The 14,350-nt window shown below is 45.4% G+C and carries 12 protein-coding genes and 1 tRNA gene; 4 read left to right on the forward strand and 9 right to left on the reverse strand.

What is annotated here, in order from left to right; all coding sequences use genetic code 11:
• Nucleotides 1-8: 8 nt before the first annotated feature.
• Complete coding sequence (locus ON006_RS27350) at nt 9-257, reverse strand: hypothetical protein (RefSeq protein WP_244821367.1); 249 nt, start codon at nt 255-257, stop codon at nt 9-11.
• A 143-nt stretch (nt 258-400) separates the two neighbouring features.
• Between ON006_RS27350 and ON006_RS27355 the strand changes: the two genes are divergently transcribed.
• Complete coding sequence (locus tag ON006_RS27355; protein ID WP_244821368.1) at nt 401-2,038, forward strand: ABC-F family ATP-binding cassette domain-containing protein; 1,638 nt, start codon at nt 401-403, stop codon at nt 2,036-2,038.
• A gap of 82 nt (nt 2,039-2,120) precedes the next feature.
• Nucleotides 2,121-3,317, forward strand: coding sequence for an ATP-binding protein (locus ON006_RS27360; RefSeq protein ID WP_244821369.1), 1,197 nt, complete (start codon nt 2,121-2,123; stop codon nt 3,315-3,317).
• A 249-nt stretch (nt 3,318-3,566) separates the two neighbouring features.
• Here ON006_RS27360 and ON006_RS27365 read toward each other — a convergent pair whose 3' ends face one another.
• Nucleotides 3,567-4,841, reverse strand: coding sequence for an Ntn hydrolase family protein (locus ON006_RS27365; protein ID WP_244821370.1), 1,275 nt, complete (start codon nt 4,839-4,841; stop codon nt 3,567-3,569).
• A 354-nt stretch (nt 4,842-5,195) separates the two neighbouring features.
• Here ON006_RS27365 and ON006_RS27370 point away from each other — a divergent pair, with 354 nt between their 5' ends.
• Nucleotides 5,196-5,483, forward strand: coding sequence for a hypothetical protein (locus ON006_RS27370; RefSeq protein ID WP_244821371.1), 288 nt, complete (start codon nt 5,196-5,198; stop codon nt 5,481-5,483).
• Nucleotides 5,484-5,519: 36 nt separating this feature from the next.
• Here the strand turns inward: ON006_RS27370 and ON006_RS27375 are convergent, their stop codons facing one another.
• A complete protein-coding gene (locus ON006_RS27375) occupies nt 5,520-6,101 on the reverse strand; it encodes a class I SAM-dependent methyltransferase (protein WP_244821372.1) in 582 nt (193 codons plus the stop codon).
• Between the two features lie 106 nt (nt 6,102-6,207).
• A complete protein-coding gene (locus tag ON006_RS27380) occupies nt 6,208-6,600 on the reverse strand; it encodes a VOC family protein (protein WP_244821373.1) in 393 nt (130 codons plus the stop codon).
• Nucleotides 6,601-6,821: 221 nt separating this feature from the next.
• On the opposite strand from ON006_RS27380, the gene ON006_RS27385 reads away from it, so the two are divergent.
• Nucleotides 6,822-7,046, forward strand: coding sequence for a hypothetical protein (locus tag ON006_RS27385; RefSeq protein ID WP_244821374.1), 225 nt, complete (start codon nt 6,822-6,824; stop codon nt 7,044-7,046).
• A gap of 26 nt (nt 7,047-7,072) precedes the next feature.
• On the opposite strand, the gene ON006_RS27390 is transcribed toward ON006_RS27385, so the two are convergent.
• The 5 genes from ON006_RS27390 to ON006_RS27410 all read right to left on the reverse strand — a co-directional run bounded on the left by ON006_RS27390 (nt 7,073) and on the right by ON006_RS27410 (nt 14,298).
• On the reverse strand, nt 7,073-8,293 hold the full coding sequence (locus tag ON006_RS27390; protein WP_244821375.1) for a site-specific integrase: 1,221 nt from the start codon (nt 8,291-8,293) through the stop codon (nt 7,073-7,075).
• A 251-nt stretch (nt 8,294-8,544) separates the two neighbouring features.
• Nucleotides 8,545-8,620: transfer RNA gene (locus ON006_RS27395), tRNA-His, on the reverse strand.
• Nucleotides 8,621-8,735: 115 nt separating this feature from the next.
• Complete coding sequence (locus ON006_RS27400; RefSeq protein WP_244821376.1) at nt 8,736-9,341, reverse strand: superoxide dismutase; 606 nt, start codon at nt 9,339-9,341, stop codon at nt 8,736-8,738.
• A 64-nt stretch (nt 9,342-9,405) separates the two neighbouring features.
• Nucleotides 9,406-9,822, reverse strand: a complete 417-nt coding sequence (locus ON006_RS27405) for a nucleoside deaminase (protein WP_244821780.1) — start codon at nt 9,820-9,822, stop codon at nt 9,406-9,408.
• A 117-nt stretch (nt 9,823-9,939) separates the two neighbouring features.
• Complete coding sequence (locus tag ON006_RS27410) at nt 9,940-14,298, reverse strand: Ig-like domain-containing protein (protein WP_244821377.1); 4,359 nt, start codon at nt 14,296-14,298, stop codon at nt 9,940-9,942.
• Between the last annotated feature and the right edge of the window lie 52 nt (nt 14,299-14,350).

The following is a 14,350-nucleotide window of genomic DNA, read 5'->3' on the forward strand; positions in this document are numbered from 1 at the left end:
TAAAGCCATTAACACCCGGCATACTCAGGCCGGAAAAGTCCATTAAGCGCGGCAATCGTTTTTTCTACAATCTTCGTCCCATCTTGCAGTTCGATGTAAGGGTTTGGATCATCAGCGTGAATTTCCTTAATAACTCCCTCGGCCCGTTCCAATCCGTTGATGTCCAGGATCATTTCTGCTTTTGCTCCACGATTTTTTATATCTGTCAGCATTTCCATAAAGCTCTCATTGACTGACAATGTTGTGCGTAAGTCCATATATTTTAGTTGTTTATCTTCTTTTAAAATAGTTTAGTAGGGCCTCGTGCCTTTATTTAAAAACGTTCCTGATTAACAATTGATTCAATACTGTTGGTCAATAATCGTATCATCGTACCTTTGCGGCTTCAAAAAATGAGAAGATGATTACAGTTGAAAATTTGGCCGTTGAATTTAGCGGTTCTGTCCTTTTTAGCGAAGTTTCCTTCGTTATTAATCCTACCGATAAAATTGCCCTGATGGGTAAAAATGGAGCGGGGAAATCCACAATGATGAAAATTATTGCTGGTGAGCAAAAAGCCAATCGCGGCCATGTTCGCGCGCCGAAAGACGCCGTAATTGCTTATTTGCCACAACATTTACTCACCGAGGATAACTGTACCGTTTTCGAGGAAGCCGCCAAGGCATTCAAGCAGGTTTTTGAAATGCGTGCCGAAATGGAAAAACTGAATCTCGCACTCGAAACCCGTACTGATTATGAGAGCGATGAATATATGGCCATCATCGAGCAGGTTACAGAAATAGGTGAGAAATATTACCAGCTCGAAGAAGTCAATTATGACGCCGAAGTTGAAAAAGCATTAAAAGGATTGGGATTCCGCCCGGAAGATTTTCAGCGGCAAACCAAGGAATTCAGCGGCGGGTGGCGCATGCGCATTGAGCTTGCTAAAATCCTGTTGCAAAAGCCAGACCTTATTTTGCTCGATGAGCCTACCAACCACATTGACATTGAATCTGTGATGTGGCTGGAAGATTTTTTAGTGAATAAGGCCAATGCGGTGATGGTCATTTCCCACGACCGCGCCTTCATCGACAACATTACCAACCGGACCATTGAAGTAACGATGGGACGGATTTTTGATTATAAAGCCAACTATTCGCATTACCTCGTGCTGCGTGAGGAACGCAGGTCACACCAGATCAAGGCATATCAGGAACAGCAGAAAATGATTGCAGATAACATGCAATTCATCGAACGCTTCCGTGGAACATACTCCAAAACCAACCAGGTTTCCTCCCGCGAACGCATGCTGGAGAAACTGGAAATCATCGAAATCGACGAAATCGACAACTCAGCCCTGAAACTCCGTTTTCCACCTTCGCCACGATCAGGCGATTATCCGGTTACGGTAAAGGACGTTTCAAAATCCTACGGAGATCAGGTCGTGTTCAAGAACGCCAGTATGACCATTTCGAGAGGCGAAAAAGTCTCATTCGTCGGCCGGAATGGCGAAGGAAAATCGACAATGATCAAAGCCATCATGGGGCAGATCAATGTGGATGGAACCTGCCAGCTTGGCCACAATGTGAAAGTCGGCTACTTTGCCCAAAACCAGGCATCCTTATTGGACCCGAACCTGACGATTTTCCAAACGGTCGACGAAGTCGCGGAAGGAGACGTAAGAACCCAGATCAAGAATATTTTGGGCGCTTTCATGTTCCAGGGAGAAGATATCGACAAGAAAGTAAGTGTGTTGTCCGGAGGAGAAAAAACCCGCCTTGCCATGGTGAAGCTGCTTCTGGAACCGGTGAATCTATTGATTCTCGATGAGCCTACAAACCATTTGGATTTGAAATCAAAGGATGTTTTGAAAGAGGCACTCCGGAACTTTGACGGAACATTGGTGCTGGTTTCCCACGATCGTGACTTTTTACAGGGGTTATCTCAAAAGGTTTTTGAGTTTAAGGATAAGCGCGTAATCGAGCATTTTGAGACGATTGATGCGTTTTTGGAACGGAATCGGATTAAGAGTATTGCGGATTTGCAGCTGGCTAGGTAAGGTCTCTTCCAACTCGCCATACATCAAAGTGTTATTTGGAAATTACAAAATATTACTACTTTTGTAACTTACAAATAACACTTTGGAAATTCCTTTCACAAAATACCTGGCCAAGTTACAGCGCACATCTACAAAGTTCGTGCGGGATATGATCCATCAGATTGATTGGGAACACAATCGGCTGATTGGAATCAAAGGTGCACGGGGTGCCGGTAAAACGACGCTGGTACTTCAATATTTGAAGCAAATGGCTCTTCCGTCCGGACAAACATTGTATGTAAGTCTGGACGACCTATATTTCAGTGCACATCGTCTGTACGATCTGGGAGAAACATTTGTGAAGACTGGTGGAAAGCTGCTGGTTTTGGATGAGGTGCACCGGTATGCGAACTGGTCGCAGGAAATCAAAAATCTTTACGACGATTTCCCAAATCTGCGTATTGTCTTCACCGGTTCATCTATTATGCATTTGGAGCGTAGCAAAGGTGATTTGAGCCGACGAGCCGTGATGTACCATTTGCATGGACTCTCGTTTCGGGAATTTCTTCAAATTCAGGATATCGTTTCCTGGCCGGCTATAACTCTTTCAGATCTTCTGAGCGGACACATGCAGCTTGCCCTCGATCTTACGCAAACAATCAAACCTCTTGCGCATTGGAATGATTACCTGCAACACGGTTACTACCCCTATTTTCTGGAAAACAAAGAAGTGTATGCGCAAAAGCTCACCGAAACAATTCAGTTGAGTTTGGAACTTGATCTGCCTGCGGTTTATGGCATCAGCTACGCGTCGGTTGATAAGCTGAAACAATTGCTGGTGGTGTTGGCAGAGAGTGTTCCCTTGAAACCGAATGTCAGCAAATTAAGTGAGACACTGAATACCAGTAGGGCATTGGTGGTGGAGTATATGCATTATCTGGAAGAGCTTGGCGTTTTGATGTTGCTGCATCGGGATAGTTCTGGCATTACTCGCCTGCAAAAACCGGAGAAGGTCTACCTGAGTCACCCTAATCTTCAATACGCATTACACCAAAGCAGACCGGATATGGGCACTTTGCGCGAGAGCTTTTTTCTGAGCCAGGTCCAACCTTTGCATAAAGTAGAATATACCGAAAAGGGTGATTTCAAGCTCGACCGCCAAATTACAATCGAAGTAGGCGGAGCCAATAAGTCACGGCAGCAGCTTGTCGGCCTGGAAGATGCTTATGTCGCTGCGGATGGAATTGAAGTTGGGTATGGCTCGAAGGTTCCGCTTTGGATGTTTGGGATGTTATATTGAATGTGGTATAAAAAAGGCCGGTTGAACCGGCCTAAAAGGTATATTATAATTAGTGGCTGTTGCCATTGAACAGCTGCCTACTGACTAAGTCTCGGAGATTGTCCGAAATTATAGAAGCGGTTTTTTCCGGGGGAGTGTCAATTCGAATTTGACCGAGAACATCAGAATTCACGGGACGATGTCCTCGCAACGAAAACGGGCCTGTTTCTTTTTTTGATTTTTCTCTTGGATAAGTCATATATGAATTGGTTATGATTGTTCAAAATTAGCGTTATTTTTTTCTTTATAATATATATGGAAAAAATGAGGATTTAGATCTTGCTTGAAATAGTACTTCCTCTTCATCCATATAAACCCATCTGTTTTAGAAATTATAGCTACATCAATTGGTCCCCCTACACTTTCTTCCGCGGACATAATTCTGCGCTTCATATATGTCATATAAATAAGATTTTCAGCTAAGTCGCTCAAATCTTCTTTTGATAAGAACGCTACGGTACTTACTGTTGGTTCAACATAATATCGAAATGACGCGCCTTGGACATTATCGTCGAATCTCTTTACTAACTCTCCTACATCTATCCTTGAAAGATGAGCTTTGAGTTGATCTACTGCCGGTTGATCCAAGGGAAATCCAGATATCGTATTCAATAAATCAGTAATAACTTGCTCTATTCCATTGTGATAAACCCTCGTCAAATAGGGATGTATTCCTGTAATCATCATTTCCATCACATCTGTTTGCGCGAATGGTACGATTGAACCACTGTTTGAATCATCTATAATATCGGACTTCCCCTCTACCCACCTTGCGACATTCCCAACTATTTCCCCAAGGGTTATACTTTGTAAAGATGGAAAAATTTCATTTTCTCCATAACCCGCAAAAACTAAACCAGAAGAAAGATTGTCAAAAAATTCTCCTGACTGAAAATAAGCAACAATTGTTCGACGTACCGCCTCAAAAACACCGTTGCCTGCATTAATTCCGCGCTGGGTTATCAAATGCCGCAAATCGTAAGCATCAATAAAATCATTGATAGTATTGGGGGCAATTCCAGAGCTACCCGCTTCTGCCCGATTCGAAAACCGGTTGTGCTGCCGGTCCAAGTACGAAATGAATGCTGCATGATCAAATCCAGCTGGATTGAATCGTTTCTTTCCAACATGCCTTTGTATGAATTCATCCAACAATCTTCTGATGGCTTGACCCTTTGCAACTTGAGTTAAATATTTGTCACTTGTCTGGACATGCTCGATAAATTTGTTACGATATTCGAGTAATGTATTAAACTTATCGTTGCCCAGTGATTCTCTGAAGGATTTAATGATGATTTCCCAAGGCGTTGTGAGAAGCTCCGCGGAACCGTAAATGGCAATTCCCACCGGATGGTATTTGGATAGTTTGAAAATCTTATTGGCAGTATTATAAATCTTGTTTTGGTTTGGGCCTGTTACAGTCACAGCGCTATCGGCAGCCAAAGCCACCGCGGTCTTATTTAGTATTCCCACTACGGCAGTCATAAAATAGAGGTTAGGTTCAAGATTTTTCCTGTAAAATACAAAATCTACCTGCCGGAGCAGAAAGCATTTATTTATCGGTTAACATTTCGAATGCAGTTGTGCAAATCTGTTTGATTGGCATTGTCGTGTTTCCAAAGATTAGATTTTGCCTTTTAGCCCCCTACCCACCCAACCAAACTTTCCCCTATATTTGCCCCGCAAACTTTGAGAATTAAATATAGAGCTAATGTTAAAATTTAGGACAAAATGGCCTTGGAGAGGCATACGGGTGCAAGTCCCGAGACCTATCAAAGTTAGCTCTTTGACGAAGTTTGCGGTGACCTCTCCTTATTTATTCACACTTACCCATTTTAAATGCAAACTTCGGATGGTTCAGGTGTTGACGCGAATGCAAATTCAGTCAACCCAGCGGTTAATGCACGTCACGCATCAAATGTCGGCGATCCGCTGACAGAGTCCCAAGCCAAGTTTTGGTATCTCGTAGAATGTCAGGGCTGCAAGGAACTGGCGCATTCGCTTAAAATGATCCATGATCTGGCGCTTTATCATTCGGATATTCCGTTTGATAAGGCTGAAAAATCGGCGCTTTTTGATGTGAAGGTGCTTTGGGAAGGGTTTGAGAAGATGGAGGCGAAAGCTTAGGAATGAGGGACTGTTGGCGACAGTCCTTTTTTGTAGTTAATGCTTCTCCGCATGATAATAGTGGTTCCCGCCCTCATCCTCAAACTCCTCAATAACCGAAAGCCCCGACGCTACCAGCAGCTCTTTATAACTCTCCGCTCCGAGCGATACCGATTCGATTCTTGTAATGGCATCTTCCCATTTCATTTTCTGAGCAGGTGCCGTAAATAGCAGCTTTCCACCATTGGATAGCGCATTTGCTATTTTTTGAATTACAACTTTCTGTGTTTTTTCAGGTAAGAGAAACATGAGCCCCCAGGCAATGATGGCGTCGAACTGCCGGTTGAAAAATGAGGAATCTTCTGCGGCTTCACATGCGACGGGACTATTTCGGAAGTTCTGCTTGAAGATTTGGACCATTGAAGGCGACGCGTCCATTCCATAAATGGTCAAACCTTCATCTGCCAATGTCTTCGAAATGGGCAGGCCCGTACCGCAGCCTATGTCCAGCACCGTTGCATTTAGAAACAGTGACCTTGCCCAATTCCGAACCGATGCCACGCCTACGCCATTGATGCCCGTCGAGCGACAGCGAATGAATGTCGCTGCGTTCTCTTCGTATCCGTTTGATTTATCCATTTTCATTCAGAATTAAACTCCTAGGTTTTTCATTGCATTCCCGAGACCAAAACTGATGTCAATTTCTTTCCTTGCTTTTTCTAATACTAGAAGAAATAAGCATTGATTAATTTTTCATTTCGATCAGGTCCCACAGATTACCATAAAGGTCGGCGAAGACTGCCACAGTACCATAACTTTCTTCCGACGGCTCCCGGACAATTCGAACACCATTTGAAACCAAATTATGGTAGTCGCGCCAAAAGTCGTCGGTGTTCAGAAAAAGAAAGACTCGTCCGCCAGTTTGATCACCTACATGGGCCCGTTGCTCTCCCGTAACTGCCTTTGCGAGAAGCAAACAGGATTCGGTCGCCGCACCTGGCGCAATACGTACCCACCGTTTGGTCTCACTCAACATCGTATCTTCGAGCAATACGAACCCCAGCTTTTGCACATAAAAGGAGATCGCATTGTCATAATCCTCGACCAACAAACTTATCAGGGAAATGTGCTTTTTCATTGAGGTGGAACATGTTGGTAACAACCCAAATGAAAGCAAAACAAACCGGACAACAAAGCAAATTTATGGTTTCATTTGGCCTCACTGGGGTATTCAGCAATGCGCTGCGAGCAACTGCAAGGTAGATTTTAGAGATTCTAGGACTGCTAGCGACTGTCCTTTTTTGTTTATTTGCCAACGAATTTCAGTTCTTCTATTAACGTCCAACATTTCACTTCCATATGTCCTTTTTCAAAGCAGCTCTTATTTCCCTGTTCTGTTTGCTCGTTTCGCTCACGTTTGCGCAGCCTTCTTCCAAAAGTATTACTGCAAAAGAGGCTGCTGCTGAGACGGAAAGGGTTATTTCGGATTACAAAAAGAAGATTTTTTCAAGCAGCAAAGCAGATTGGGACAAGGGCAAAATTCAGATCGGTAGCGACAGTCTGCTTTTACCGTTCCAACGGTAGTGCCATACAGATTCGGTCACGCGCTGTTAAAAGTTCCTCAATTTCTCCTTCAGTGCTTTCATATCCTCACTAACCTTTATGTCCAAAATCTTCGCATAGATCATAGTTTGCTTCAAAGACCGATGCCCAAGCATCTTCGAAACCGTTTCTATCGGTACTTTATTACTCAGCGTGACGGTGGTAGCAAAGGTGTGTCTTGCAATGTGGAAAGTAAGCGTTTTGGAGATACCGCATAGACTTGCAATCTCTTTCAGGTAGGCGTTCATCTTTTGGTTGCTAAGAACCGGAAGTACAACGCCGAGATTGCTGCATTGTGGGTCATCCTTGTATCGGTCCATTATTTCAAGAGCACCTGGGAGCAATGGGATTCTTGTTGGAGCATCGGTTTTTTGGCGTGTTGTATCAATCCAGGGATCTCCATCCATTCCGATCACGATATCCGTGCGTTTTAAATGTTTAACATCGACATAAGCCAATCCTGTGTAGCAGCAAAACAGGAAAATATCACGCACCTGGCTGATCCGTTCCACTTCAAATACTTTTTCCGTCAGACGTTTTAGCTCCTCTCTGCTCAGTGGATTTTTGACGACTTCTTTCTTCGTCAGTTTGAACCCTTGAAACGGATCCTTTTTCAGCCATTTATTATTGACACAGATGAGAACAATCTTCTTAAGATTGGACATGTATTTGATTGCTGAATTGTGATTGCAACCCCGGGCAGTCTTTAACCAGAAGGAAAATTCCGAAATGAATTCAAAGTCAAGATCGCTGATGAGAAAGTCATCCACTTTGTATTTCCACTGAATGAAGGATTGGGTGTGTTCCCGGGCCGTTTTGTACCTCTTCAAGGTTAAGGGTGCGAACTCTTTGCCAACAAGTGCTTCCATTTGTTTGTTGTGGTGCTCAAACACTTCCAGGATTGTACGCTTTTCAGTGCTTTTACCAAGCAAAACATTTTTCAATGTTTCTGCGGTTACGTGCTTATCATCGTCAATGAGCATTTTTCTTGCCTGGAAGACTTTCGAGGTCAAGGTGTCCAAATAGGCATTGAGTGTCCTGGCAGCCTCATTATTTCCGGTAGCCCGCCCTGCTTCCGTGCTCCACCTGTTTGGGTTGCAGAGACGTTTGGTAGACAAATCGATATACTTTCCATCGACTGTAATTCTAAGGTAAACATATCGTAAACCTTCCTTTTGATTTTTCGTTGTTTTCAAATAGAAAAACAACCCGAAACTGTTTTCTAACATAACACAAGCGTTTAGAATGAACAAATGTCGAGTCGCCGCGCTTGCAAATCAAGATGTTCAGCGTACATACATCTTGACAATCAATGAATTAACCCCGTTTTGGAGGCTATTTCGAGCGTCTTTAAAAAGACTACACGAATGACGCTCAAAAAGAATGGGTTTTTTTGAATATTTTGGCATACTGCCAAAAACAAAAATGCCCATAAATCATTGATTTACAGGCATTTTGTTTGACTTTGAATACTTAAAATGGGAGGGAGACGGGTCTCGAACCCGCGACCTCTAGAACCACAATCTAGCGCTCTAACCGACTGAGCTACAACCTCCGTTCTGATGGGAAAACCCCTTTCGAGGACACAAAATTAGGAAAAGGTTTGAAGGTTGCAAGTCCAACAGTGCACTTTTTTTTCAACCTTCAAACCTAAATCTATATTTTCAACCCTTAGTTAGCTCCAACATAAAGAGCGTCAGCGGCTTTCCAGTCCACTACGTTCCAGTATGCGTCGATGTAATCCGGGCGTTTGTTTTGATATTTCAGGTAATAAGCATGTTCCCACACGTCCAAACCGATGATAGGCGTTCCTTTTACTTCTGCAATGTCCATCAATGGGTTGTCCTGATTTGGGGTAGAAGTGATCGCTACGCCGTCGCCAGATTTGATCAACCAGGCCCAGCCTGAGCCGAAACGACCTGTGGCAGCTTTTTTGAACTCGTCTTTAAATGCTTGGAATGAACCGAATTTCGCTGTGATAGCTTTTCCTAGCTCGCCCGTTGGTTCGCCGCCCCCGTTTGGAGAAAGTGATTTCCAGAAAAATGAGTGGTTCCAGTGACCTCCGCCATTGTTACGAACTGGTGCCGGCGCTTTGCTGATATTGGCGATAATTTCTTCTATTGTTTTGCCTTCCAATTCGGTACCTGCCACTGCTGCATTCAAATTGGTAACATAGGCCTGGTGGTGACGGTCATGATGTATCTCCATGGTCAATGCATCGATATGCGGCTCCAATGCATTGTTTGCGTAAGGTAAGGGATCTAGTGTAAATGCCATTTTAAGTGTAGTTTAAATGAAAAATGAATATGCTTGATTAGTTGGCTAACAGCAGAAAAACGCTTTATGTTCTTAATTGCCTAAAAAATTTGACTAACAACTCCTGCGATTCCGCGGCTAGAATTCCGCTTGACAACTTTGTTTTGGGGTGCAAAATACCTTTTCCTAATTTAGAGAAACCACGTTTTTCATCCATCGCGCCCAGTACCACCCGCTTCATCTGTGTCCAGTAAAGCGCACCTGCGCACATTACACAAGGTTCAAGCGTCACATACAATGTGCAGTCCTGCAGGTACTTTGACCCCAGGTGGTCAGAAGCAGCCGTAATGGCGATCATTTCGGCATGGGCGGTCACATCATTGAGCTTCTCGGTCTGATTATAGCCTTTGCCGATAATGCGCTCTCCGATCACAACCACCGCACCGACGGGTATTTCGCCTTCGTCATACGCAACCTGCGCGAGACGTAGCGCCTCTGCCATAAAATGATGATCGAGAATGTCGGTCTGGATATCCAATGTCTTTTCCCAATAGGTGATAAAAAATGGGACATTTATCGCTAAGCAACAAATGTCCCATCCAGTGTTTTATAATGCAAATTAAGGTTTCATAACACGCTGAACTGTGTTTAGATTTCCGTTTTGAATGCGGATCAAATACAGCCCCGAAGGATAACCTCCAAAATCAACGTCGGTTGTTTTCTGACGGATTGCTTTGGTCGCCCTCGATCGCCCGTTCAAATCGATCACCTCAACGCTCGCTTCTTTTGGAGAAACAACGCCAGTGATTTCAACCGTAATTTTTGAATCGATCAATGTAGGATAAACCTTCACCCAGTCAGCAGGAGCAGGAGGTTCAACACCGAGGATAGGATCGACCTGTACCCTTGCCGAGCCAGCACCCGTTCCGGTTCCGCAGCCATTTGTTGACTTCGTAATGTTATAAGTCGTGGTTACTCTCGGTGCTACTTTGAATGTAAATGGTGTTGCAGCCGCAGTGATCAACGTATCCTTCACGCCATTGTTCAAGCTGAATGTCCAGGGTGATTTCCCTGTGATCTCTACTTTCAGGTCAGCACTTTCGCCGATCAGGATCGTTTGCGTACCTGTCAATGTTGCTACTGGCAGCGGGCTGGCCGTAATGGTAATGGCGCTCACGCTTCCTTTGACAGTGAAATCCGGGTTAGCACCTGAACTGATCACTCTCAGAAAGTAACTTCCGCCTTTGGTAGTATCCGGTAATGTAGCGGTAACAGAATTGCTCGTCGCTACCGAAGGAATGGTCTTGAATTTGGCGTCCTCGTTCACGGTTGCAATTTGTAATTTAAACGTATTTCCAGCCGGGAAGTCCCCTGATTGTTGGAATGGTACATTGAATGTCTTACCTGCACAAGCCTCTGCCACAGAAGGATTTCCTGAGCTAATCGTCGGGATTTTCACAGTCACCAGCGCGCTACCGATCGGAAGACCTTTTCCGCAGGCATTGGAAACTTCTGTTACGAGGTAAGAAGTGGTCGTGCTTGGTTTTACCTGAACCTGATGATTAGCCTGGTCGGTGGTATCAGTTATGCCATTGGACAATGCGTATATCCATGGTCCGTCACCAGTAAATTTGATCGTCACAGTTGCGGTTTGCCCCAGATCGATGGTAGAGCTACCAGAAATCGTAGCAGAAGGCAATGATTTGATATGTATTTTAATTTCCTCTTTTGGACTTTCGCAACCATTTGCCCCTGTTTGAGTAACGTAGAAGGAATAGTCCTGCACTTTCTCAGTGAATGGCGTAAAAGGAACACCCTGCCATTCTGTACCATTTGCCTCGCGGTACCATTTCAGCACAGTTCCGGTCGCATCCAGTACCGGAGCCACTTCATTCTGGCAATAGGCCAGGGAAGTTTTGGTAGTAGGCTTCGGTGTTGTATTGATTTTCACATCAATTTTGGCACGGTCACTGACACAACCTTCCAAAGTTTGACCTACATAAAAAGAAGTAGTACCGCCTTCTGCTGTGGATGGAGTAGGCGCAGCAGCGCTAGGAGCTTCACCCTGGTCGTTAGTTTTGTACCAATTCAAAATTCCATTGGTAACCGGTGTAGCAGTCAATGGAACGGCCGGTACAAACTGGCAATATTCAATGAGTGGTTTTTCAATTCCCGGAAGTGCCGGAAGAGGTTTTACTTTCACTTTCTGAACAATGCGGGTAGTGCTTTCGCAGCCTTTTCCGCTGATCTGCGTTGCGTAGAAAATCGTTTCACCCGCTGTCTTCAGATTAACAGAAGGTGTAGCAGTACTGGCCGTCCCGCCCGTCGCAGCTGTGTACCAGTTAATGGTATTTCCTTCTGCTGCCTGCGTTGGGAAAGTATAAGTTTTATCAGCACGTTCCTGGCAGAAAATATCGGAAACGGTTGGCAATGGTGCCGGGGTTGCATTGACGATTACGTCCAGTTTGGCACGTGGGCTTTCGCAGGAAAGGCTTCCGTAAGTATTGGATTGTGTCAAATAATAAGATGTCGTTCCCGGTGTAGTAGTGGTTGGAACTGGGCCTGTAGCCGAGCCGGTTCCTCCTGTTGGGGTTGTGTACCATTTGTAAACGCCACCGGCAGGAGTTAATGCTACTGCTTTGGCTGAAACGCAATAGTTGACAGGTGTCACAGCGGGCGCTGCGGGAGTGTCTTTCACTACTACATCGATCTTCGCACGAGGGCCTTCACACAGTCCGGCGGCAGTTTGGCTTACATAATAACTGGTTGTTCCAGCCGTAGCCGTAGCTGGTACAGGGGCTGATCCCAATGCAGTACCGCCAGTTGCTGCGGTGTACCATTTCAAATCCGTTCCGGTTGCAGTCAGCGCAGTGGCCGTTGAATTTTGGCAAATATTAACGATGGCGGTTACAGCAGGCAGAGCAGAAAGGTTTTTTACAGTAACCTTAATTTCAGCCCTTGCGCTTTCACAGCCATTTAATGTCTGAGTTACATAATAGCTTTTTGTACCAACAGCATTGGTTGTAGGGGTTGGTGCAGATGCCGAGCCAGTTCCACCGGTTGCGGCAGCATACCACTTCAAGTCGGTCCCGGTTGCGGTTAACGTAGATGCGGTTACATTGAGACAGTAAGTAATATCTTCAACTGCGGGAGGATTTGTTTTGTTAATAGTTACTTTGATTTCAGCACGGGTGCTTTCACAACCACCTACTGTTTGGCTTACAAAGTAACTTGTAGTTCCCTCTACGGCACTGGAAGGCTTGGGAGCTGCGCCCAATGCTGCGCCACCTGACGAAGCCGCATACCATTTCAAACCAGTTCCTGTGGCAGTTAATGTTGCAGTTGTGCCATTGATACAATAAGAAATATCACTTACGCCTGGTGCTGCGGGTGGTACACAATTGCTTACGATCACATCGATTTTCGCGCGAGGGCTTTCGCAGCTACCAACGGTTTGGGATACATAATAGCTTTTTGTACCTGCCGAAGCCGTAGAAGGTGTCGGAGCTGTACCTGACCCTGTGCCACCGGTTGCGGCATCGTACCATTTTAAGTTGGTTCCAGTGGCAGTTAATGGAACGGCAGCGTCGCCAACGGTATAACTTTTATTAGCAACTGTTGGAGCAGCGGGTGGCGTACAAGCACTTACGGTCACAACGATTTCCGCACGAGGACTTTCGCAGCTACTCACAGTCTGGCTTACAAAGTAACTTTTCGTGCCTGCGGATGCCGTAGAAGGGGTTGGAGCCGTACCTGAGCCTACGCCACCACTTGCAGCATCGTACCATTTTAAATTGGTTCCTGTCGCAGTTAATGGAACGGCTGCGTCGCCCACTATATAACTTTTATTGGCCACTGTTGGAGCAGCGGGTGGGGTACATGCAGTGACGGTCACAACGATTTCCGCACGAGGACTTTCGCAGCTACTCACTGTCTGGCTTACAAAGTAACTTTTTGTACCTGCGGATGCCGTAGAAGGTGTTGGAGCCGTACCTGAGCCTACGCCACCACTTGCAGCATCGTACCATTTTAAATTGGTTCCTGTCGCAGTTAATGGAACGGCAGCGTCTCCAACGGTATAATTTTTATTTGCTACTGTTGGTGCAGCGGGTGGTGTACATGCAGTGACGGTAACAACGATCTCAGCTCTCGCGCTTTCGCAGTTACTCACAGTCTGGCTTACAAAGTAACTTTTTGTGCCTGCGGATGCCGTAGAAGGGGATGGAGCCGTCGCTGAACCCGTTCCTCCGGTTGCAGCATCGTACCACAGTAGTCCTGTATTGGGAGTTGCTGTTAATGGAACGGCAGCGTCTCCAACGGTATAATTTTTATTCGCTACTGTTGGTGCAGCGGGTGGTGTACAAGCCGTTACATTCACATCAATTTTAGCGCGTGGGCCCTCGCAACCAGTGACGGTCTGGCTTACATAATAACTGGTAGTACCAACAGCGGTTGTCGTGGGAATCGGGGCTGTTGCATTCCCGGTACCGCCTGTTGCACCGTCATACCATAGTAGGCCAGTTCCTGTTGCTGACAACGCGACGGCGGTAGCGCCCTGAACATATGGAACAGGTGAAGCCACTACCGGAGCGGCAGGCAGCGCATTTACTTGAAGCGCTGCGCTTTCTGTGCCGGTTGCAATAGTTACAGTGGCCAGAACAGAAATGACGCGAATTTTATAAGCTGTACCCGCTGCCGTTCCTGCTGGAATAGTGGCAGTAATGGGCGTAGTTAAGGCAGAACCAATTTCTACGGGTGCTCCAAAAGCACCTGCGGCGTCGGATAATTGAGCGACAAAATTGGTTAATGGCGCGGTAACTCCTGTGGTTGTGTACGGTACTGACACATTACCTCCCTGGCAAACTGTGGTTGGGTTTAGTACCCCTGTTGTAATTGTTGCTTGTCCGAATGAAGATGCCAGGCTGAAAACCGTGGCTAGAATGGCAAATAGACTCTCTTTAATAAATGTTTTTTTCATGTATCTGTCTTAATATCTTTCCGCTAACCTGTTTGACTGGTAAAGTTAGAGA

The sequence above is a fragment of the Dyadobacter pollutisoli genome (genome assembly GCF_026625565.1).
GTDB classification, from domain to species: domain Bacteria; phylum Bacteroidota; class Bacteroidia; order Cytophagales; family Spirosomataceae; genus Dyadobacter; species Dyadobacter pollutisoli.